15 protein-coding genes and 2 pseudogenes are annotated in these 21,722 nt (G+C 72.7%); 6 read left to right on the plus strand and 11 right to left on the minus strand.

The window, feature by feature from the left end:
* Positions 1–8 precede the first annotated feature (8 nt).
* Entirely contained in the window at positions 9–1,652 is a 1,644-nt protein-coding gene (locus tag ENC19_RS13775; RefSeq protein ID WP_164447913.1) for a glycoside hydrolase family 13 protein, read from the plus strand.
* Between the two features lie 24 nt (positions 1,653–1,676).
* Here ENC19_RS13775 and ENC19_RS13780 read toward each other — a convergent pair whose 3' ends face one another.
* From ENC19_RS13780 to xylA, 3 genes and pseudogenes are all read right to left on the minus strand, one after another.
* The gene (locus ENC19_RS13780) at positions 1,677–3,122 is read right to left on the minus strand and encodes an MFS transporter (protein ID WP_164447593.1); all 1,446 of its coding nucleotides are present in this window, start codon (positions 3,120–3,122) and stop codon (positions 1,677–1,679) included.
* Positions 3,123–3,254: 132 nt separating this feature from the next.
* Positions 3,255–4,703, minus strand: a pseudogene (locus ENC19_RS13785) (xylulokinase).
* Between the two features lie 10 nt (positions 4,704–4,713).
* Positions 4,714–5,901: a xylose isomerase gene (xylA, locus tag ENC19_RS13790; RefSeq protein ID WP_164447594.1), complete on the minus strand. Its 1,188-nt coding sequence runs from the start codon at positions 5,899–5,901 to the stop codon at positions 4,714–4,716.
* A 49-nt stretch (positions 5,902–5,950) separates the two neighbouring features.
* Between xylA and ENC19_RS13795 the strand changes: the two genes are divergently transcribed.
* Together ENC19_RS13795 and ENC19_RS13800 are read left to right on the plus strand one after the other, a co-directional pair.
* Entirely contained in the window at positions 5,951–7,210 is a 1,260-nt protein-coding gene (locus ENC19_RS13795) for an ROK family protein (protein ID WP_164447595.1), read from the plus strand.
* Positions 7,211–7,338: 128 nt separating this feature from the next.
* Entirely contained in the window at positions 7,339–9,000 is a 1,662-nt protein-coding gene (locus ENC19_RS13800; RefSeq protein ID WP_208020896.1) for a PP2C family protein-serine/threonine phosphatase, read from the plus strand.
* Positions 9,001–9,033: 33 nt separating this feature from the next.
* Here ENC19_RS13800 and ENC19_RS13805 read toward each other — a convergent pair whose 3' ends face one another.
* Positions 9,034–9,585, minus strand: coding sequence for a MarR family winged helix-turn-helix transcriptional regulator (locus ENC19_RS13805; protein WP_235944782.1), 552 nt, complete (start codon positions 9,583–9,585; stop codon positions 9,034–9,036).
* Positions 9,586–9,935: 350 nt separating this feature from the next.
* Here ENC19_RS13805 and ENC19_RS30990 point away from each other — a divergent pair.
* A pseudogene (locus ENC19_RS30990) lies at positions 9,936–10,772 on the plus strand (PP2C family protein-serine/threonine phosphatase); the annotation flags it as partial.
* A 45-nt stretch (positions 10,773–10,817) separates the two neighbouring features.
* Here the strand turns inward: ENC19_RS30990 and ENC19_RS13815 are convergent.
* The 7 genes from ENC19_RS13815 to ENC19_RS13845 all read right to left on the minus strand — a co-directional run bounded on the left by ENC19_RS13815 (position 10,818) and on the right by ENC19_RS13845 (position 19,797).
* Complete coding sequence (locus ENC19_RS13815) at positions 10,818–12,302, minus strand: sugar transferase (protein WP_164447596.1); 1,485 nt, start codon at positions 12,300–12,302, stop codon at positions 10,818–10,820.
* 206 nt (positions 12,303–12,508) lie between these two features.
* Positions 12,509–14,272: a substrate-binding domain-containing protein gene (locus tag ENC19_RS13820; RefSeq protein ID WP_164447597.1), complete on the minus strand. Its 1,764-nt coding sequence runs from the start codon at positions 14,270–14,272 to the stop codon at positions 12,509–12,511.
* Positions 14,273–14,417: 145 nt separating this feature from the next.
* Positions 14,418–15,452 (minus strand): lactonase family protein, encoded by a 1,035-nt coding sequence (locus tag ENC19_RS13825; protein ID WP_164447598.1) that lies wholly within the window; start codon positions 15,450–15,452, stop codon positions 14,418–14,420.
* Positions 15,453–15,556: 104 nt separating this feature from the next.
* The gene (locus tag ENC19_RS13830) at positions 15,557–16,159 is read right to left on the minus strand and encodes a GTP-binding protein (RefSeq protein WP_164447599.1); all 603 of its coding nucleotides are present in this window, start codon (positions 16,157–16,159) and stop codon (positions 15,557–15,559) included.
* Positions 16,140–16,529: a DUF742 domain-containing protein gene (locus ENC19_RS13835; RefSeq protein WP_164447600.1), complete on the minus strand. Its 390-nt coding sequence runs from the start codon at positions 16,527–16,529 to the stop codon at positions 16,140–16,142. The genes ENC19_RS13830 and ENC19_RS13835 overlap by 20 nt, the downstream gene beginning before the upstream one ends.
* A complete protein-coding gene (locus ENC19_RS13840) occupies positions 16,519–16,938 on the minus strand; it encodes a roadblock/LC7 domain-containing protein (protein WP_208020898.1) in 420 nt (139 codons plus the stop codon). Before ENC19_RS13840 ends, ENC19_RS13835 begins: the two co-directional genes overlap by 11 nt.
* 243 nt (positions 16,939–17,181) lie before the next feature.
* Complete coding sequence (locus tag ENC19_RS13845; RefSeq protein WP_164447601.1) at positions 17,182–19,797, minus strand: sensor histidine kinase; 2,616 nt, start codon at positions 19,795–19,797, stop codon at positions 17,182–17,184.
* A gap of 297 nt (positions 19,798–20,094) precedes the next feature.
* On the opposite strand from ENC19_RS13845, the gene ENC19_RS13850 reads away from it, so the two are divergent.
* On the plus strand, positions 20,095–20,691 hold the full coding sequence (locus tag ENC19_RS13850) for a hypothetical protein (protein ID WP_164447602.1): 597 nt from the start codon (positions 20,095–20,097) through the stop codon (positions 20,689–20,691).
* A gap of 10 nt (positions 20,692–20,701) precedes the next feature.
* The gene (locus tag ENC19_RS13855; RefSeq protein WP_164447603.1) at positions 20,702–21,655 is read left to right on the plus strand and encodes a hypothetical protein; all 954 of its coding nucleotides are present in this window, start codon (positions 20,702–20,704) and stop codon (positions 21,653–21,655) included.
* Positions 21,656–21,722 lie beyond the last annotated feature (67 nt).

Genomic DNA, 21,722 nt, shown 5'->3' on the forward strand with positions numbered 1-21,722 from the left:
AGCACGCTCTGAACCACGACGCGACGCACCAGAACCCCGCGACCGGCTGGTGGACGGAGGCGGTGATCTACCAGATCTATCCCCGCTCGTTCGCCGACTCGGATGGCGACGGCATCGGCGACCTGCCCGGGATCACCGCCCGCCTCGGCCATCTGGCGGAGTTGGGCGTCGACGCCGTCTGGCTCTCCCCCTTCTATCCGTCCCCGCAGGCCGACGCCGGCTACGACGTGGCCGACTACCGGGACGTCGAGCCGCTGTTCGGCACGCTCGCCGACGCCGACGACCTGATCGCGAAGGCCCACGCCAACGGGTTGCGGGTCATCGTCGACCTGGTGCCCAATCACACCTCCGCGGCGCACGCCTGGTTCCAGGCCGCCCTGGCCGCCGGTCCGGGCAGCGCCGAGCGGGAGCGGTACATCTTCCGCGAGGGCCGCGGACCGGGCGGTGCCGAGCCGCCCAACGACTGGCAGAGCGTCTTCGGCGGCCCGGCCTGGACCCGGGTGCCCGACGGCCAGTGGTACCTGCACCTGTTCGACACCGCGCAGCCCGATCTCAACTGGGACAATCCCGAGGTCCCCGCCGAGTTCCTGGACGTGCTGCGGTTCTGGCTGGACCGTGGCGTCGACGGCTTCCGGGTGGACGTGGCGCACGGTCTGATCAAGCAGGCCGACCTGGCCGACTGGCAGGAGCCGCAGGAGATCCTATCCGGGCAGGAGGCGGACAAGCCCCGCCCGCCGATGTGGGACCAGGACGGCGTGCACGAGGTCTACCGTGAGTGGCGGCGGCTGCTGGACGGTTACCCCGGCGAGCGGATCCTGGTGGCCGAGGCGTGGGTGGAGCCGGCGGAGCGGCTGGTCCGCTACGTACGCCCCGACGAGATGCACCAGGCGTTCAACTTCGAGTACCTGCTCGCCGCGTGGACGGCTCCCGCCCAGTACGCGGTGATCACCCGATCGCTGGAGGCCACCGATTCGGTCGGCGCGCCCACCACCTGGGTGCTCTCCAACCATGACGTGGTACGCCACGCGTCCCGGCTCGGGCTGCCGATCGGTAAGCCCCGACGCAACGGCATCGGTGTCGGCGACGAGCAGCCGGACGCCGCCACCGGGCTGCGGCGAGCCCGGGCGGCCACCCTGCTGATGCTGGCCCTGCCCGGCTCGGCCTACCTCTACCAGGGTGAGGAGCTCGGGTTGCCGGAGCACACCACCCTGCCCGACGCGGCGCGGCAGGACCCGACCTGGGAGCGCAGCGGGCACACCCAGCGGGGCCGCGACGGGTGCCGGGTGCCGATCCCGTGGGAGGCCGACGCGCCCTCGTACGGCTTCGGGCCGACCGACGCGAGCTGGCTGCCGCAGCCGCCGGTCTGGGCCGAGTACGCGCTGGACCGTCAGCGCGGGGTGCCCGGCTCGACGTACGAGCTGTACCGGGAGGCGTTGCGGCTGCGCCGCGCGTACGGACTCGGTCGGGGCACCCTGGAGTGGCTCGCTTCCGGCGACGAGGTGCTGTCCTTCCGCAACGGTGACCTGGTGGTGTTCACCAACTTCGGGGCCGCCGCCGCCCCGGTGCCCGAGGGCGAGGTGGTGCACAGCAGCGGCCCGCTGAACGAGGACGGTTCCGTGCCCACCGACGTGACCGTCTGGGTCGAGGTCTAGGCGAGAGCGTGGTGCGGAACTGCCCTACGCGGGCGGTTCCGCACCAGGATCCTTTCGGCCGCGGGCGTGCAGCAGCTGTCGGACGTCGGCGATGTCCTTGGGTGAGGTGCGGGCGGCGAGCCAGTACATGACGCCGGTGGGGATGAAGAAGAGCTGGAAGGCGGCCAGCCCGACGGCGTAGTTCAGCGGCGGCGGGAAGGCCACCCGCAGCCCGTGGAACGCCACCCCGACCAGGCCGTTGCCGGCCGCCCGCCCCACCCCGTTGACCAGGTTGCCGAGGCTGTAGACGGTGCCCCGGTTCTCCGGCGGGTTGACGTCGGCGATCAGCGCGAACCAGTTCGGCGAGTTCGCCGACGTGAGCGCCAGGGCCAGCACCGCGGCGAGCAGGCTGAGCCCGACCGTCGGTTCGCTCACCACGCTGGCCAGCACCGCACCGACGATCGCGCCGGTGCCGGCCCCGTCGGGCACGTCGATGCGCATCGGTACGAAGAACAACACCAGGTAGAACGGAAGCGCCGCGAAGATGCCGACGGAGGCGACCATCGCCCGGCCCGAGGGCGTACGCCGTTGCAGCGCGTCGCCGATCAACCCGCCGACGATGGAGAAGACCCCACCGAGTTGGAACAGCGTGGCGAAGACGCTGCCCACCACGATGGCGGTCGCCGCGGTGTAGCCCTGGTCCTCGGCCCGCTCGCGGAAGAGCACCGGCAGCCAGACCAGCGATCCGAAGGCGGCCTGCGCGGTGAGGCCCTGGAGGATGAGCCAACGGTTGGTCCGTCGGCCCAGGATGACGGGCAGGTCGGTCCGGCTGATCCGGTAGTCGTAGTCGTCGCCGGCGGCGAGCGCGGCGGCAAGTGCCGGCTCGCTCTGACCGCGCCGGATGTCGTAGGTGAACAGGTAGGCCGCCGTGGCGGCCAACCCGACCACGGTGAGCACCAGGAACGGCCGACGCCAGTCGGTCGCGCCGAGCAGCCCGCCGACGAGGGTGCCGGCCAGGGTGCCGACCCCCTGGGAGAGCCCCCAGAAACTCATCACCAGGCCTCGACGGCGCGGCGTGATGAGATCGGTGACCACCGAGTAACCGACCGACCCGACCGCACCGAGACCCACCGCGGCGAGCAGTTGCGCGGCCAGGAAGGTGGGGTAGTTGCCGGCCAGTGCGCTGCCGCCCAACCCGGCCGCCCAGAGCAGCGTGCCGATCATGAGCAACGGTTTGCGGTTGGTCCGGTCTCCGAAGTACGCCCAACCCACCGCCGCCACCGCGCTGATCAGGAAGCTGATCGCGGTGACCAGGCCGAGCAGCCGTTGCGGCACCTCGAAGGAGTCGGCGATCGCGCCGTACAGCGGCGGCACCAGACCGATCGCCACGTTGTCCAGCGAGGCGAGCAGCACGAAGACCACGACGCTGTAGAGCCGGCGCGGCGCACTGCTGCCCCACCCCCGCACGGGTCCGCGTCTGGTCGAGGTCATGCGGGCAGCCAACCAGGGCGGGATAACGAGCCGATCACCGGGTCACCTCGCGGCGCGGCCGAGATCGTGCTCGGTCCCGGATCGGGTGGCTCCTCGTCACGTGCGGGCCACCCGACCCGGGAGCGGGCGTGGTCAGCCCTGGGACAACCGGTCCAGATGGCGTTCCCGGGCCTGCGCGTAGCGCTCCCGGATGCCGGGCACCGGTTCAGCGGCGTACTCCTGCGTGCCGGACGGTGTCCAGGACGGCGGCTCCCCCGTGCCCAGGGCCAACCACGCGGCCTGCCGGGCGGCACCGTCGGCGACGTACTCGCCGGGCGGTGGGACCACCACCGGGCAGCCGAAGACCTGCGCCGCGATGCGACGCACCGCCGCCGAGCGGGCACCGCCGCCGACCAGGATCACCCGACGTACTGTCGCGCCGTGGGCGGCGAGCGCGTCGAGCCCGTCGGCGAGGGCGCAGAGCATCCCTCCACGGCGGCCCGGGCCAGGTGCGCCGGGGTCGAGGTGCGCAGGGTCAGCCGTGCACCGCACCGGTGGCGTCCGGCCGGTTCGGGGTCCGTTCTCCCTCCAGGTACGGAACCATGACCAGCCCGTCCGCGCCGGGCGGCGCGGACAGCGCCAGGTCGGCCAGCTCGTCCAGACTGACCCGCAGCATCGCGGCCGCGGCGTCCAGCACCCGGGCCGCGTTCAGCGTGCAGACCAGCGGCAGGAACCGGCCGGTCACGTCGGCGAAGCCGGCGACGATGCCGCTCGGATCGGCCGCCGGGGCGTCCGCGACGCTGAAGACCGTGCCGGAGGTACCGATCGACACCACCACGTCGCCCGGGCGGGCACCGACGCCGAAGCCGGCGGCGGCGTTGTCGCCCGCGCCCGGCCCGAGCAGCGCCGCGTTCGGGTCGGCGGCGAAACGGCACCGGACAACGCCGCCGGAGCCAACCGGCCGGCGGTCTCGGCGGGGCCGAGCACCGTGGGCACCCGCACCGCCCGGCCGAGCGCCCGTTCCAGCAGGTCCGGCCGGTACTCGCCGGTGGCCGGGGACCAGTAGCCGGTGCCGCTGGCGTCGCTGCGGTCGGTACGCAGCGCGTCCAGCCCGGGAGCACCGGCCAGCCGCCAGGTCAACCAGTCGTGCGGCAGGCAGACCGCCGCCACCCGGTCGGCGTTCGCGGGCTCGTTGCGGGCCAGCCAGCGCAGCTTGGTGACGGTGAAGCTGGCCACCGGCACGCTGCCCACCGCGTCGGCCCAGAACCGGCGGCCGGCCTCCCCCTCGCCCGCCTCCTGGATCAGCTCGGCCGCCGCACCGGCCGACCGGGTGTCGTTCCACAGCAGCGCCGGCCGGATCACCGACGGCAGGTGGCGCAGCAGCCGGAAGGCCAGGACGGCCACGGAGACCGAGGCGACGTCGGCCAGCCCGCCGGCGGCGTCGATCGCCGTCCGGAGGGCCGACCACCAGGCCGACGGGTCGACCTCGGTGCCGTCCGGGTGCGGTGCCCGGCCCTGCCGGACCAGGGCACCGGTCTCCGCGTCCCGGACGACCACCTTGCAGGACTGGGTGGAGGAGTCCACCCCGGCGACGAGCGGCATGCCGACCGCCTCAGCGCGCGCCGAGCAGGTGCTCGACGGCGAGCTGGTTCAGCCGGACGAAACCGAAGCCCCTGGCGGCCACCGCGTCGACGTCGAACTCCTCGAACGCGCTGGTGTCGGCGAGCAGCTCGGTGTAGCCCTCGCCCTCGCCGAGGGTCGGCACGCCCAGCTCGGCGACCTTGCTGGCGGCCAGCGCCTCGGCCACCTCCGGGTCGGCCCGGAACGCCGCGGCCCGCTCCTTGAGCAGCAGGTAGGTGCTCATGTTGGCGGCGGCCGAGGCCCAGACACCGTCGACGTCCTCGGTGCGCGAGGGCTTGTAGTCGAAGTGGCGGGGGCCGTCGTAGCCGGGGCCGCCGGCCGTGCCGCCGTGCTCCAGCAGGTCGACCAGGGCGAAGGCGTTGAGCAGGTCGCCGTGACCGAAGACCAGGTCCTGGTCGTACTTGACGCCACGCTGACCGTTGAGGTCGATGTGGAACAGCTTGCCCTGCCAGAGCGCCTGGGCGATGCCGTGGACGAAGTTCAGCCCGGCCATCTGCTCGTGGCCGACCTCCGGGTTCAGGCCGACCCGCTCCGGGTGGGCGAGGGTGGAGATGAACGCCAGGGCGTGCCCGACGGTGGGCAGCAGGATGTCACCGCGCGGCTCGTTCGGCTTGGGCTCCAGCGCGAAGCGCAGGTCGTAGCCGCGGTCGATGACGTACTGGCAGAGCAGGTCCACCGCCTCGCGGTAGCGCTCCAGCGCGGCCTGGACGTCCTTGGCGACGTCGTACTCGCCGCCCTCCCGGCCGCCCCACATGACGAAGGTCTTCGCGCCCAGCTCGGCGGCGAGATCGATGTTGCGCAGCACCTTGCGCAACGCGTACCGCCGGACGTCGCGGTCGTTGCTGGTGAAGCCACCGTCCTTGAAGACCGGCTGCTGGAACAGGTCGGTGGTGACCATCGGTACCACCAGGCCGGTCTCGTCGAGCGCCTTGCGGAACCGGGCGATCTGGGCGTCCCGGGTGGCGGCGTCCGCGCCGAACGGCACCAGGTCGTCGTCGTGGAAGGTGACGCCGTACGCGCCCAGCTCGGCGAGCCGGTGCACCGACTCCACCGGATCCAACGCGGCTCGGGTGGCGTGGCCGAACGGGTCGCGGCCCTGCCAGCCGACCGTCCAGAGCCCGAAGGAGAACTTGTCGGCAGGGGTGGGACGGGGTGCCATGGCAGACCTCCGGTGGTGTCATCCGCTATTTGTTCAGTGGTTGAATTAAATGACTGCGGTGTGGCAGTGTCAAGGGGTGACCTCACCCGCAGCCCCGGCCGGCGCGGTGCGGCAGGGCAGCCTGCGTGAGCTGAATCTCGCCCTCGTGCTCGGCCGCATCGCCGCCGCCCGTCGCCCCCCGTCGCGGGCGGCGCTGGCCGCCGACACCGGCCTCACCCGGGCCACCGTGTCGGCCGTGGTGGAGGACCTCGTCGCCGGCCGGCTCGTCACCGAGGCGGATCCGACGCCACGGGCCGGTGCCGGTCGTCCGGCGCGCGGTCTGATGCTGGCCGGCGACGGTCCGGCCGGTCTCGGCCTGGAGATCAACGTCGACTACCTCGCCGCGTGCGTCGTCGACCTCTCCGGTCAGGTCTGGCACCACACCGTGCACCGGGCCGACCTGCGACCCGTGTCACCGGCCGAGGCTCTCGGCCAGCTCGCCGAGCTGGCCCGCCGGGCCCGCGTCGACGCCGAGGCCCACGGTTTGACCCTGGCCGGTGCCGCCCTGGGGGTGCCCGGCCTGGTCGACGACGCCGGGCGGGTCCGCCTCGCGCCGAACCTGGGCTGGCGGGACGTGCCGGTGCCGGAACTGCTGGCCGACCATCCCCCACTGACCGAGCGGGTCGACGGGGTGCCGCCCCTGGTGGTGGACAACGAGGCCAACCTCGCCGCGTTGGGCGAGCTGCATGCCGGTGCCGCGCCGGGCAGCTTCCTGCACATCTCCGGCGAGGTCGGCATCGGTGCGGGCATCGTCCTCGACGGCGCGCTGTTCCGGGGGACCCGTGGTTGGAGCGGCGAGATCGGGCACATCCCGGTCCGCCCGGACGGGCCACCCTGCCGCTGCGGCGGCCGGGGCTGTCTGGAGCTCTACGCCGGGCAGGAGGCGATCCTGTCCGCCGCCGGCCTGGCCGGCGCGGACCTGCCCGCCGACCGGGCCTCGACCCGGCTGACCCAGCTCGCCGTCGCCGAGCATCCCGCCGTGCTGCGCGCCCTGGCCGAGGCCGGTACGGCGATCGGGGTCACCGTGGCGAGCGTGGTCAACCTGCTGGACCTCGACACGGTGGTGCTCGGCGGTGGCTATGCCCCGCTCACCGGCTGGCTCCGGCCGCCCGTACTCGCCGAGATCGAACGCCGGGTGCTCACCGCGGCGTGGTCGCCGGTCACCGTCCGACCGGCCACCCTGGGCGCCACCGCCGCGGCGGTGGGAGCGGCCGGCTCGGTGGTACGTCGAATCATCGCTCGCCCCGGCGGCTGGCTGGCCCGGCTCTGACGCGCTCGACCGGGGCACCTCGGCAACGGCTCGGTACGCTTGTTCGCAGGCAACCAACCGTGACCCCCCGAGGAGTGCACCACCGGTATGCGTACTGGTCGACAGTGCCTGGAGCCGGGCGTCCGCCGATGACCAGCACCCGACCCGGCCCCATCGCCGGCGTGGCCGGCGAAGACCGGTCGGAGCGCACCGCCGCCGAGGCGCCGCGCCCCACGTCACCCGTGGACGCCGACCTCGCCCGTGAGCTCCTCGACGGGCTCGGTGAGGCGGTGCTGACCACCGACGACGCCGGGCTGGTCGTGCTGGTGAACGCGATGGCCGGAGAGTTGCTGCCGGAGATCGTCGTCGGCACCGACCTGACCGGTTGTCCGCTCGCGGCCCTGGCGGCCGCAACCGCCACCGGTGCGGACGACTTCGATGCCGAGCACCTCGGTCGGCGACTGCGCGGGGTCCGCCGCACGCTCGGTGGTAACCGGTCCGCCTGGTACGTGCGGGACGTCACCGACGAGCACGCCCGCGAGACGGAGCTGCTCGCCGAGCGCCGGCGTACCCGGTTCCTGGCCGACGCCGGCCGTCAGCTCGGCCTGGCACTGGAGGGTGACCAGGCGCTGCACGCCGTGGCCACCCTGCCCGTGCCCTACCTGGCCGACCTGGCCTTGGTGGTGTACCTGCCACCGACACCCACCGAGCATCGGCCGCACTGGGTCCGGCAGACCGTTGACCACAGCGCGCCGGCCAGCGGAACGGTCGGCTGGGACGTGGTCACTGCCGTACCCGGACTCGTCGAGGCCCTCGACGGCGAGCCCGCCGACCCACGACCCTGGCCGGCCATCGCACGGGAGGGAATCGACCAGTTGGTCCCGGCGGAGCTCGACCCGAGCGCCCTGCTGGTCAGCCCGATCCCCGGCGCCGGTCGGACGGCCGGCGCCCTGGTGCTGCTCCGCCGATCGGGGCGGGCCGGCTTCGACCGCCGCGACGTCGAGCTGGTCCGGGAGTTCGCCGCCCGAGCCGGTGCCGCCCTGGCCACCGCGCAACTGCACGACGAACAGAGCCACCTCGCCCGGGTTCTCCAGCACAGCCTGCTGCCGCCGCGGCTGCCCACGGTGGCCGGCGTGCGCCTGGCCGGGGGCTACCGCGCGGCCGGGGACGGACTGCGCATCGGTGGCGACTTCTACGACGTCCTGCCGACCGGCGACGGTGCGCTGTTCGCCGTCGGCGACGTCTGCGGCAAGGGCGTGGGTGCGGCCGTGCTCACCGGCCGGGTACGCCAGTCGTTGAAGACCCTACGACTGGTCGAACGGCAACCGCAGGAACTGCTCCGGCTGCTCGACCGGGCACTGCTCGACCTGCCGGACACGAACCGGCGCGGACAGTTCACCACCCTGCTGCTGGGCGCCCTGCGCGTCGGACCCGAGGGCGAACTGCGGTTGCGGATCGCCGGGGGCGGGCATCCGGCACCCCTCGTGGTGCGTGCCGACGGAACGGTGGCCGCACTTCAGGTGGGCGGAATGCCGGTCGGTGCGTTGCCCGGTGCCCGGTTCGCCGCCGCCGACCTTCGGCTGGGCCCCGGCGAACTGCTCTTCACCCGCACCGACGGGGTCGCCGATGCCCGGGGCGGCCCGCACGGCGCGGAGGTCTTCGGCGAGCGGCGGCTACGCCGGACGCTGGCGGCCGGCGCCGGGCTGCCCCCGGCGACGCTCGTCGACCGCGTGCTTCGGGAGATCGACACGTGGTGTGCCGGGCACCGCCACGACGACATCGCGATGCTGGCGATCGGTCCCGCGGACTGACCCGGGCGGCAGCACCGACGGTAGCCGGCCCGGTCAGGCCGTCCGGAAGACGGAGGCCTCCCCCGCTGCCCAGCCACGCGGTGCCGCCTCGACGGCCTCCCGGCCTTCCGGCTGTTCCGCACGTGGTTCCTCGGGCTGCGGCACCAGCGGCGACACCGGTCGTACGACCCGAGCGCGGGCGGCCTCGTCAAAGGCACGGAGCCCGCGTAGCAGCGCCTCCCGGGCTTCGGGAGTCATGTCGGCCAGGATCGCCGCCAGGTGCTGACGACGGTCGTCGCGCAGCTCAGCCAGCAACCGGCAGGCCTCGGCGGTCAGATGCAGCGAGATCTCCCGCCGATCGGCGCGGCCCGGCTCCCGCTCCAGCATTCCAGCGGCGACCAGCCGGTCACACAGTCGGCTGGCCGACGAGAGCAGCATGTCCAGACCGGCGGCGAGGCGCCGCAGGTTTATCCCGTCATGCCGTTCGACGAGCATGACGGCGCGAAGCTGGGCGGTGGAGATGCGGTTGGCCGTCCGTTCCCGCGCACCGTCCCAGACCGTCAGCAGGGCACCTGCCGCGGCATCCAGCTCGGCAGCCATACTCATCTCGGGTCCCGGTGGACCATGCAGTTCCGCCATGGTGCGCCTGAGCGTACCCCGATTCCGTCGGTGGTTGGGCTTGTGATCAAGGAGGGACCATGAGCGAGCCGGTCGACAAGGGCCGCGCGGCCATCACCGCCGCGCCCGTGGACCTCCTCGTGACGCGCGTCGGGGAGCTGTTCGAGCGGGAGTACGGCATCACCGACACCGATCTCCTCCAGGTCGACTACCGGCTGGCGGCGCTGCTGCCGCTGGGCGGCGGGGACGCGGTGACCACGCCCGGGCACCCGGCCTGGCGCTGCTTCGACCACCAGAGCCCGACCCACGCCGACGGCATCGGGTACCTGCCGGTGAGCATGCGTGGCGAACGGCGGGGTGTGCTCCGGGTCACGCCGGTCACCGAAGCCCGACTTGCCGAGCTGGCGGAGGTCGCCACCGCGCTGGCCCACGAGCTGGCCGCCGTCGACGCCGGCACGGACGTGTACCGGGTGGCCCGGCGCAGTCGCCGACTCACCCTCGCCGCCGAGGTGCAGTGGGAACTGCTGCCGGGGCGTAGCCGGCTGCGTCCCTCCTTCAGCCTCGCCGGTCAGCTGGAGCCGGCGTACGCGGTGCGTGGCGACAGCTTCGACTGGTCCGACGACGGGGAGCGGGTCTGGCTGGCCACCATCAACGGGATGGGTGAGGGGGTCGCCGCGTCCATGCTCACCACCCTCGCGACCTGTGCGCTGCGCAACGCCCGCCGGGCCGGCATTCCCCTGGCCGACCAGGCCGCCCTCGCCGACCAGGCGATCTACGACCTGCACCGGGGTGAGCAGTACCTCGCGACCCTGCTGCTCGAACTGGATCTGCGCACCGGGCGGCTCACCGCCGTCGACGCCGGCTCGCCCCGGCTCGTGCTGCTCCGGGACGGCGAGGTCAGCATCCAGCCGCTGGAGGAGCAGTTCCCGCTCGGCATGTTCGAGGGAACCAACTACCGCGAGCAGTTCGTCCAGCTCCAGCGCGGCGACCGACTGTTCATGATCAGTGACGGGGTGATCGAGGCGGCCGGGAGCGCCGAGCAGTACGGTCAGACCGCGCTGGACCGGATGTTGCGCCGGACCGCACCGATGGCGGCGCTGGACGCCGTCCGCTCCCTGCTCGGCGACCTACGGGCCTTCGTCGCCGGTGATCTCACCGACGACGCCGTCGTGGTCTGCCTGGACTGGCTCGGCCCGCAGCCGCGAGACCTGCCCGCCGGGTCAGTACGCGCCGCGGCTGTTCACCACCGCGCCGACGGTCTTCCACAGGATCGTCAGGTCGGCGGCGAGCGACCAGTTCTCCACGTAGTAGAGGTCGAGCCGGATGCCGTCCTCCCAGCTCAGATCGGAGCGGCCGCTGACCTGCCAGAGCCCGGTCATCCCCGGCTTGACCAGTAGCCGACGGGCGACGTCGCCGTCGTAACGGGCGACCTCGGAGGGCAGCGGCGGCCGGGGACCGACCAGGCTCATCTGCCCCAGCAGGACGTTCACCAGTTGCGGCAACTCGTCCAGTGACCACTTGCGCAACAGCCGACCGACCCGGGTCACCCGGGGGTCGTCCCGCATCTTGAACAACAGGCCGTCGGTCTCGTTGCGGGCGGCCAACTCCGCCAGCAGCACGTCCGCGTTGACCACCATGGTGCGGAACTTGAAGACGCCGAACTCCTGGCCGCCCTGCCCGACCCGAATCTGGCGGAACAGCACCGGGCCTCGGCTGTCCAGTTTCACGGCCAACGCGATGACCACCAGCAGGGGCAGCAGCAGGGCCAGGGCGACAAGCGACATCGACCGGTCGACGAACCCCTTGACCAGCTTGCGGACACCACGGAACTCGGGGGCCTCCACGTGGATCAGTGGCAGGCCGGCGACGGGCCGGGTGTGGATGCGCGGGCCGGCCACGTCGGTCAGCGCCGGAGCCAGCACCAGGTCGATGCCGGTGCCCTCCAGTTGCCAACCGAGCCGACGCAGCCGGGTCGCGGTCAGCTCCCCGCAGGCGGTGACGGCGACCGTGTCCGCGCCGATCGCGGCGGCGGCCTCCGGGATGGCCCGGAACGAGCCGACCACCGGCACGTCGCCGAGCCGCTGGGCGACCGGGGCGAGCAGGGCGTCCGGGATGCAGGCACCGACGACCTGGTAGCCGGCGTAGGGCTCGCGGCGCAGGGTGTGCACCAGCTCCAGCACGTGGGCGGTGTCACCGACCACCAGCACCCGCCGCGACCAGCCCGACCCCTGCGATCGCGCGCGGTGCAGGCGCTTACGGGCGGCGAACCGGGCCACCTCCAGACCGATCGTGCCCACCGCGAAGGTGATGGCCAGGAAGCCCCGGGAGACCCCGACGTCGGCGACGTAGCCCGCGATCGCGGTGGCGCCGGCCAGCCGCAGACTCGCCATGCTCACCCGCCGGTACTCGTCCGCACCGTAACCCACCACCCGGTCGTCGTAGCAGCGCAGGGCCTTCAGCGAGACCAGCCAGGCCAGCACGAGCGCCGGGGCGACCAGGACGTACGGCACCGGGCCGCGGGGTGCGGCCTCACCGAACCGGACGGCGTAGCCGACCAGCACCGCCACCGCCAGCACGGCGGTGTCCAGCACCACGAGCGTCCGGACGTACGCCCGCTGGTCGGTGCGCACCGGTCGCCCCGGCGCCGGGGCATTCTGCGGTCGCGATGACGATCTGACCGGGGTCAACAGCGTCGCCGAGGTCACCGGCCCTCCCACTTCGCTCGCCGACGGCACGGGCCCGGCCGGGAAGGTCGGGTCTGCCGATGCACGACGACATCCTGCCTTGACAACCATGACTACCAATTGCTTCCGACGTATTGCCGTCAGTTTCCAAGGCGTAGGACAACGAGAAAGGGGCCTGTGGTACCGGCGGAATCGGTACCACAGGCCCCTTTTCGGGGTGTCTCAGGTCAGGCGGGTGCCTTCCGCAGCGCGATCGCCCGGAGGAAGATGTCACCGATCTTGGTGGGATCCGTGGCGACGAACGCACCGCCACCGGCGCTCTTCGCGATGGTGTCCAGCTCCGACTTGCTGACCTCGGTGCCGATACCGATGATGATCACCTGGATCGGCTGTTCCGGATCCTTGATCCGCTTGAGCTCGGCGAGCAGGGCCTTCTGGGAGATGCCGTCGGCGTCCTCGTTCTTGCCGTCGGTGAACAGCACGATCGAGTTGACCTTGCCTGGTTCCCAGTTCGCCTGGACGTCCTTGTACGCGGCCAGCAGCGTGTCGTACAGGCCGGTGTCGCCGCTGGACGAGTCGACCCGGTCCAGGCCCCGCTCCAACTCGCTGCGCTGCCGCGACAACGGCGCGATCGGCACCAACTCCTGGTAGTCCCGCGAGCCCACCAGGTTCGTCGAGAAGACCCACAGGCCGATCGACCAGGAGTCGTCGAACAGGTTCAGCCCGCGCCGGGCCGCCTCCGTGGTGACCTGCTGTCGGGTCGCCCCGTTGGCGGTCGGCACCTCGTTCTTCATCGAGCCGGAGACGTCGATGATGCAGAGCATCCGGCCGGACAGGGTGGCGATGGACCAGCTGGAGACCGCGCGCTCCACCGCGTCCGGCGCCAGCCCACCGGCGGCGACGCCGCCCTGGGCCGGAGGCGCGACGGAAGCGTCCCCACCGGCCGGGCTCGGCGCGCCCTGCGGCGCGTCGAAACCGGTGCCCCAGTTGCCGTCCGGCGCCCGCAGCGACTGCGCGGCCAGCTTGTCCTTGAACGACGTCGTGGTCAGCGCCTCGAAAAGCACCCCGGCGGCGGACGCCTTGGCCGGCTCGATCCCGGGCAGCACCGCGTACGGGTAGTCCAGCGGCAGTGGCGCCGGCTTCAGGTAGAGCGCCGCCAGCGGCACCGGAGGCTTCCGGGCGTTGTACTGGATGACGTCCTCCTCGGACAGCGCCGCCGCACCGAGGGCGCTGGCCAGGGTGGTGGCGTCGCTGGCCGTCGGGAACTTGGCGAGCAGGTCCTGGCGCAGCGCCGAGGCGCCCGCGGCCAACGCCCGCAGCGCGCCGACGCGCTCCTGCTCGGCGGTCTCGCCACCGGTCGACGCCGCGGCGGTCATCATCGACAACAGGCCGGACAGTCCGGCGGCGTCCCGGGTCGGCTCCACGATGCCGGTCTTCAGCGGCCGATCACTGTTGAGGCGCGTCAGCAGGTCGGTCCAGCCGAGCTCCTGCTGCGGCCAGCCCAACCGGGTGGCGATCGGCTCCGGCATGGCGACCACCACCGGGCTGCTCGCGATGGACGAGCCGTTGCCGGGCTCGAACGCCGCCGCGCCGCCGGTCTTGAGTCGCAGCAGCCAGGTCGAGGAGTCCGGAATCCAGACGTCCGGGCTCACCGCAGTGCCACTGGCCTGGCCCACCCCGGCCAGGATCGCGCCGTGCTTGGCGGACACCACCGCGGCCACCTCGACCGGGTCGGAGGCGGCGACCGTCACATCGATGCACGTTCCATCGACTGCGGCCCCCTTCTCCTCCCACTCGGTGGCCGCCTGGTCGACCGCCGGGGCGAGCTCGCTGGCCACCGCGACGGACAGCTCGATCTTGCCCGAGCAGTCCTGGCCGGCGAGTTGGCGATAGCCGACCCACCCGCCAGCGGTGACGACGAGTACGCCGACCGCTGCTGCGGCGGCGGCACCGTGAATACTTGAACGCATGCGATGGCGGCCTGCTGACACGCAGACCATCTTGCGTATCCGACCGTTGTACTGCCATGGCCGTTCGGACGAAAGTTACAGAGGAGAAACAGTTCACCGCGATTCGGTTACTTTGAGTGATGAGTCAGCGGCGTAATGTGGATGTATCTATGTCCGAGCCACACGATCAGGGCAGAACGCAAGTAGGGCTCGCAATCGGTAGCGGCTCGCCGATGGCCACCGGCACACCGGTGGCCGGTTCGACCCGGAACGTGCGCACCATGTCCGCCCGTTCGTCGGCGACGTACAGGTGTTCGCCGATCAGGGCGAAGTGACGGGGCCACTCGCCGCCGGTCTCCACCTCCGCCACCAGTTCCGGCAGGTCCGCGCCGAGGGCGAAGACCGTCACCGTGCCGACGCCCCGGTTCGCGACGTAGAGGAAGCGGCCGTCCGGACCGATTCCGATCTCGGACGGCTGGACATGCCCGCCCCGGTCGCTGGCGTCGACCCGGCCACGTTGGTGCAGCGCCCCGTCGGTCAGCTCGTAGGCCAGCACCGAGCCGTCCAGCTCCCCCGAGACGTAGCAACGCCGCCCGTCGGGGTGCCGGGCCAGGTGCCGGGGGCCAACCCCGGGCGCGGTTCGCACCCGGGGCGCGCGTGGCACCAGTCGTCCGGTGGCGCTGTCCAGGTCGTACCGGTAGATCGAGTCGGTGCCCAGATCGACCGCCAGCAACGGCGACGCACCCGTGCCCGGCGAGACCATGTGGGCGTGCGCCCGCTCCTGGCGTTCGGGGTCGGCCCCGTGTCCCTGATGCGCCACCACATCGGTGCGCTCGCCCGGCACCCCGTCGGCGTCGAGCGGGAAGACCGTCACGCTGCCGCCGCCGTAGTTGGCCACGAACAGGTGACCACCGTCGGGCGCGACCGCCAGGTGACACGGCTCCGCTCCGCCGGTGGGCCACGAGCCGATCGGGGACAGCTCACCGTCGGTCCCGGCCAGCCATGCGCTGATCCGGCCGTCGGGCAGTTCGTTCACCGCGTACAGCACGGGTCGCGTCGGGTGGCGGGCGAGGAAGGAGGGCGAGTCGGTGACCGCGACGGTGCCCAGCGACGTCAGCTCGCCGGTACGCGGATCCCGCCGGGCGGCGACGATGCCGGTGCCGCGCCCACCGCTGGGCGCGGTGTACCCGCCGATGTGAACGATCTCGCCTCGACCTGCCACCGGTTGCCGCCCTCCGCTCGTTTCCGTCGAATCCACCTCAACAGCCTTCCCCCGACACCCCCGGATTAGACCTCTGCACCGCGACCCGGGGTGCGCCGGTCGGCTCAGGCTGTCGGTACCGGCTCGCCCCGGTGCCGCGCGACGTGTTCGACCAGGGAGATCAGCACGGTCTTGCCGGACTGCCGATCGCGGGCGTCGCAGAGCACCATCGGCACGTCCGGGTCCAGATCCAGGGCCCGGCGCACGGCCTCCAGGCTGAACCGCCGGGCGTCGTCGAAGCAGTTCACCCCCACCACGAACGGGATGCCCCGCTGCTCGAAGTAGTCGATCGAGGGGAAACAGTCGGCCAGCCGTCGGGTGTCGGCGAGCACCACCGCGCCGAGCGCCCCGAAGGCCAGTTCGTCCCAGAGGAACCAGAACCGGTCCTGTCCCGGGGTACCGAAGAGGTAGAGCTGGAGGTCGTCGTTGATGGTGATCCGTCCGAAGTCCATCGCCACCGTGGTGGTCGTCTTGGTCTCCACTCCGGAGAGATCGTCGGTGTCGATGCCGGCGTCCGTCAGGATCTCCTCGGTCTGCAACGGCCGGACCTCGCTCAACGCGCTCACCAGCGTCGTCTTGCCGGCACCGAAGCCGCCGGCGATGAGGATCTTCAGCGCGATGGGAACCCGGTTGCCCCGTCGCTCGCCGTCATAACGCACGGAGTCCATCGACCACCGCCTTGAGGATGTCGTTGTCGGGTAGGTACGTGGCGCGCGGTGGCTGGTGCACGGCGACCAGTCCGCGGGACAACAGATCACCGAGCAGCACCCGGACCACGCCGATCGCCAGGTCGAGGTCCGCGGCGAGCTCCACGACCGGGGTACCGCGGCCGGCCAGTTCCACCAGCAGCCGGTGCTCAGGATGCAGCTCCGGGTAGGCCGCGAGGTCCGGATCCGGCTTCGCCAACACGTACGCGACCAGATCGAGCCCGTCGGTGCTGGGGCGGGCCCGCCCGCCGGTCAGCGTGTACGGCCGCACCACCGGCCCGGCATCTTCATCGAGCCACTCATGCCGGTGCCCGGGTAGCTCAGTCCGCATCGGCGGTACCCGCAGCCGCCCGGGCCGGCGCCCCCAGGTTCTCGCCCACCCGGGTCACCAGCATCGCCATCTCGTACGCCACCAGACCGATGTCCGCGTCGGCGTCGCTGGCGACCGCCAGGCACGCGCCCTGGCCCGCCGCGGTGACGAAGAGGTACGCGGACTCCATCTCCACGACGGTCTGCCGCACCGGTCCACCGGTGAGGTGCCGGCTCGCGCCCCGGGCCAGGCTGGACAGGCCGGACGCCAGCGCACAGAGGTGCTCGGCATCGGCGGTGCCCAGGCCCGCGGAGGAGCCCAGCAGGAGTCCGTCGGCCGACAGCACCACGGCCTGCCGCGCGGTCGGCACCCGCTCCAGCAGATCGTCCAGCAACCAGTCGAGATCTGCGTTCTGCCTCGTCGACTGCATCAGGCGTCCCTCTCAGTCACGGTCGGGGAATTCGCCGGCGCCGATTCGGTGGCCGGCAGGGCGCCGGGCGGCGCGGTGCTGCTGTCTTGACCCACCGGGCCCGTTCCGGCCGGCTCGGGAGCCGGCACGGCGGAGCCGGCCCGGTCGGTCGGGTCAGCCGCAGCCGCACCGGACCGGTGGTTCGGCTGCGGCGGCGACGGCTCGGTCTGGTCGGTCCCGCTGCCGGGGACCGGTCCGCCCGGGTCAGGGTTCGGGGTTCGGGCGGCGGCCAGCCGACCCGCGCGGTGCCCGCCTGCAACGCCGACATGACCCGACGTGCCTCCTCCGGGCTGCGCGGCGCCGGATCACGCTGCGGCCGGGACAGGGTCCGGACGCGACCACCGGTTGTCGGACGGTCGGGCCGTCGATCGCGGCCGTCCGTGCGGGCCGGGCGGTCATCGCCGGCAGTTGCACGGTGGGCGCGTCCAGCGCGGGGTCGGCACCGGGCACGTCCCGGTGCCCGGAGACCGGTCCGGCCGGCGCGTCGGCACCGCTTCCGGGTGAATCGGTGCCCGACGGCCGCGCCGATGCGGGTTGAGGTTCCGGTCCGGCCCGGACGACGGGAGCCACCTCGGCGCTGGACGGGGCGCCGTTGCCGGAATCGGTGCTCGACGGCGCCGGCTCGGCGCTGGGCGATGCGGCGGCGGTGCCGCGGCTGCGGATCCGCCGGGGCAGGCCATCGGCCTCCGCCGGCCCGACCGTCGAGCTGCCGACCTGGGTCCGGGCCGTCGTGTCGCCGACCGGGCCGCCTCCGGCCGGGCCACCGGCGGATGCGGCCGCGTCGCGCGGGACGGTGCGGCTTCGGGGCCGGGGCACCGTGGTCAGTCGGGTCGCCCGGGCCAGTCTGCGCTGCTCCGGCGTGGCGCCCTTGTCGTCGCCCGCCAGCGCCTCCGGGCCGGGCAACGGCGACGGTTCCTCCGTGATCAGTTCGGTCGGGATGAGCACCACGGCGGTGAGGCCGGTTCCCTTCGACCGTCGCAAGCGGACCCGGACGTCATGCCGGGCGGCCAGTCGCGCCACCACGAACAGACCGAGCCGGACGGTCTCGCTGGGATCGAACTCCGGCGACCGGGCCAGCTTCCGGTTCGCCTCGTCGATGGCCGCCTCGCTCATGCCGAGACCCTCGTCGGTGACGGAGAGGGCATAGCCGTGCGCCACGTGTTCACCGGAGATCTCGACCCGGGAGTCGGGTGGGGAGAACGCGGTGGCGTTCTCGATCAACTCGGCGAGCAGGTGGATGATGTCCCCCACCACCCGGCCGACCGTGCCGGCGGGCTGCACCGTGGTGATGTCGACCCGGTCGTACGACTCGACCTCGGAGATCGCCCCTCGGATGAGGTCCACCATGGCGACCGGGTTGCGCCAGCCTCGACCCGGTGCGGCACCGGCGAGGATGACCAGATCCTCCGCGTGTCGACGCAGTCGGGTGGCGAGGTGGTCGACGCGGAACAGTTCGGCCAGGTGGTCGGGGTCCTCCGCGTCGCGTTCGAGCCGGTCAAGCAGCGCGATCTGCCGGTGCACCAGCCCCTGACTGCGGCGCGCGATGTTCAGGAAGACGTCGTTGAGACCACGCCGCAGGCTCACCTCGACCATGGCCGAACGGATGGCGACCTTGTGCACCTCGGTGAACGCCTGCGCGACCTGGCCGATCTCGTCGGCGCCCCGGTCGGCCACCGATGCCTCCCGAGCCAGGTCGACCTGCTCACCCTTGCGCAGCCGGTCCACCACCTCCGGCAGGCGCCGCTCGGCGTCGGCGAGCGTGCCGCGTACCAGGGTCAGCCGTTGGGCGAGAGAGCGGCCGACCCGGACCGCCACCACCAGCGAGAGCACGACGGCGATCAGGCCGAGCAGTCCCGCCGCGGCCAGCCGCACCAGGGTCCGTACCGCCATCGGCACCGACCGGTCGGCCAGGCCGTCCGCCTGGGTCAGTTCGAAGTCCCGCAGCGACTGCTGCACCGTGTCGTAGCTCGTCTGCCACACCTGCGGGTCGAGCCTGAGCCGGGCCGACGGATCCGCGGCGACGACGTCGTCCTGCATCTCCCGGAGCCGGCCGAACGCCTCCTGCTCGGTCAGCCGCTGGTACGCGGTCCGGTCCGCCTCGGGCAGGTCGGCCACCGCGGCCTCGGCCAGGAACCGCTGATTACCGATGCCCTGCACGAGCAGGGTGTGCTCACCCTCGGCGAACCGGCCGGCCGTCAACACACCGGCCAGCAGCGCGTCGGTCTGGCCCAGCAGTTCCCGCGAGCGACCGAGGCTGGTCAGCGCCAACGCCTCACGGTTGAGGTCGTGGTCCGGAAGGTTGGCCAGGGCGGTGAAGGTCTGGAAGGCGGAGGTGATCATTCCGCTGTAGAGGCCGACCGCACCGGCGCGGTCGAGATCCCGACGATCGATGAAGCCGCGCCCGGCCGGCAGCGCGTCCAGCTCGCCGATGAAGCGATCGAGCCGAGCTTCGAGCAGCTCTCCGGCGGCGTCCCGCAACTGCTCCCCACTGACCCGCCGACGCAACTCGGCGATTGCCGCGTCGGTGCGGGCCCGTTGTTCCACCAGGGCCGGTAGCACGCAGTTGGCCGGCGGCTGTCCACACTCGGTGCGCGGCGAGGCGAGATGGACCACGGAGAGCCGTCGTTCCCGTTGCAGCTCGGCCACCACGGTCTCACCCGGCCGGCCGAGGTCGTACAGGAGAGTACGGGCGGCGAGCAGGTCGAGCGCCGGCCCGAAAGTGAGCGTGGTCGCGAAGATCCACAGTGCCAGCAGCGCGGTCACCGGCACGACGACCAACGCGGTCAGTTTCGAGCGGATCGGCCAGTCGCGGGTGTTCAATCGGACCTCGCCCGGAAGGGTGGCTGGAAGGGCTCCGGCACAGCCGGGCAGCGCCGTCGCCGGGGCGCACCCCGGTTGTCCCGCCGGGACGCCGGCTCGGGCGCCTTGGGCAGGATACGTAATCCGCGCCGGTCGCACTACCGTCCGTCGAGACGACCGGTACGTTGCCGAACGTCCCGGCGACGAACCGCCTGTCGGTTTCCGCCCCGCCGGCCGCCAGGTCGGGCCAGGAAAGTGCTCCGAAACGGGATTGGCGATCAGTGCGTGGCGGGAATACCTGCAGGCGAAGGAGGAGCCATGTCGCCCACGCAGATAATCGTCATCGTCATCGTCATCCTGGTGGTCGCCGCCATCGCCGCCGCCGTCGTCGTGGCCGGCCGCCGCCGGGCGCTCCGGCAGCGTTTCGGCCCCGAGTACGACCACGTCGTCGCCGAGCAGGACAGCCGCAGCGCCGCCGAGCGCGAGTTGCGGGACCGGGAACGCCGGCACGCCGAACTCGAACTGGTCCCGCTCACGCCCGAGTCCCAGGCCCGGTACACCGAGGCGTGGGAGGAGCTTCAGGTACGTTTCGTCGACTCCCCTGCCGAGACCGTCGGGCAGGCCGACGAACTGGTCAGTCGACTCATCGCCGAACGCGGATACCCCACCGGTGAGTTCGACGACCAGATCGCCCATCTCTCCGTCGAACACGCGCGCACGCTGGGTCACTACCGCGACGCGCACGAGATCCATCTGCGCAACTCCCGGGGCGAGGCCAGCACCGAGGATCTCCGCCAGGCCGTCGTCCACTACCGCGCTCTCTTCAGCGACCTGCTCGGCGACGAGCCGCCGGTCGCTGCCGGGACGCCGGACCAACGCCACCCCGATGCCGCCCACGACGCCACCAACCGCTGAGGAGATCACCATGCGGCAGGAAGAGCAGCAGCTCAACAACGACCACCCGGAGGCCGTACGCTCCGCCCCGGTGGCGGTGCCGACCACCGAGGACGACCGGGAGCCGGGCGACGAGGTCGACACCGTCGACGAGCCGACGGATCGGGACCGGTCGGAGGCCGACCGCGGCCGCCCCTGGGACGGCCGTCCCGGCTCCGATGGCGAGCGCACCGAGTTCCACGAGCCCGGTCCGGTGCCGACCACCTTCGGCGCGACCACGGTCGGTGGCGCGGTCGCCGCGTCCGCGCTAGCCAGCCCGCGGCCCGAGGACGAGCGCGACCCGCGTGACGAGGACACCGCCCGACCTGGTGACGGCGCCGTCGACGGGGAGCGTGAGGGACGCCGGGCGGACCCGACGGCGGAGTTCGGCGGTACGGCCGACGAGGTCGACCGGACCGACCCGGTCGACGATTCCGCAGCCGATGTCGCCGACGACCGGGCTTCGGCCATCGGCGACGACCCGACGGACGACCGGCTCACCGACGACGACGTGGACGCGGCCGACAGCGACAACCGACCGACGGCGGTGACGGACGCTGACGGCACGGCGGCGGCGGGTGGTCCCGGCTACGGGAGTGCCGCCCCCGCGATGGTCGACCCCGACACCGAGACCTCGGGCGAGGGCCCGTCCGGTTCCGGGGCGGCGGTCCCGGCCGGCGCGGCGACCCTGTTCGACGACGCGACGGCGCAGGGCTTCCGGGACCGCTGGCGCGACGTCCAGCTGCGCTTCGTGGACGATCCCCGGGCGGCGGCGGGCGAGGCGCAGTCGCTGGTGGAGGAGGCCATGGAGGCGCTGTCCGCCGCCCTTGCCGCGCACCGCGACAAGCTCGGCGGCTGGCAGGAGGCCGGCTCGTCCGACACCGAGCAGTTGCGGGTGGCCGTGCGCGAGTACCGGGACTTCCTCGACCGGGTGCTCGGCCGCTGACTCCGCGCAGCCGTACCGCCCGAGGGCGGGTGTCTCCGATCCGGGGCACCCGCCCTCGGCGTACCAC

This window comes from Verrucosispora sioxanthis, from assembly GCF_010560025.1.
GTDB classification, from domain to species: domain Bacteria; phylum Actinomycetota; class Actinomycetes; order Mycobacteriales; family Micromonosporaceae; genus Micromonospora; species Micromonospora palythoicola.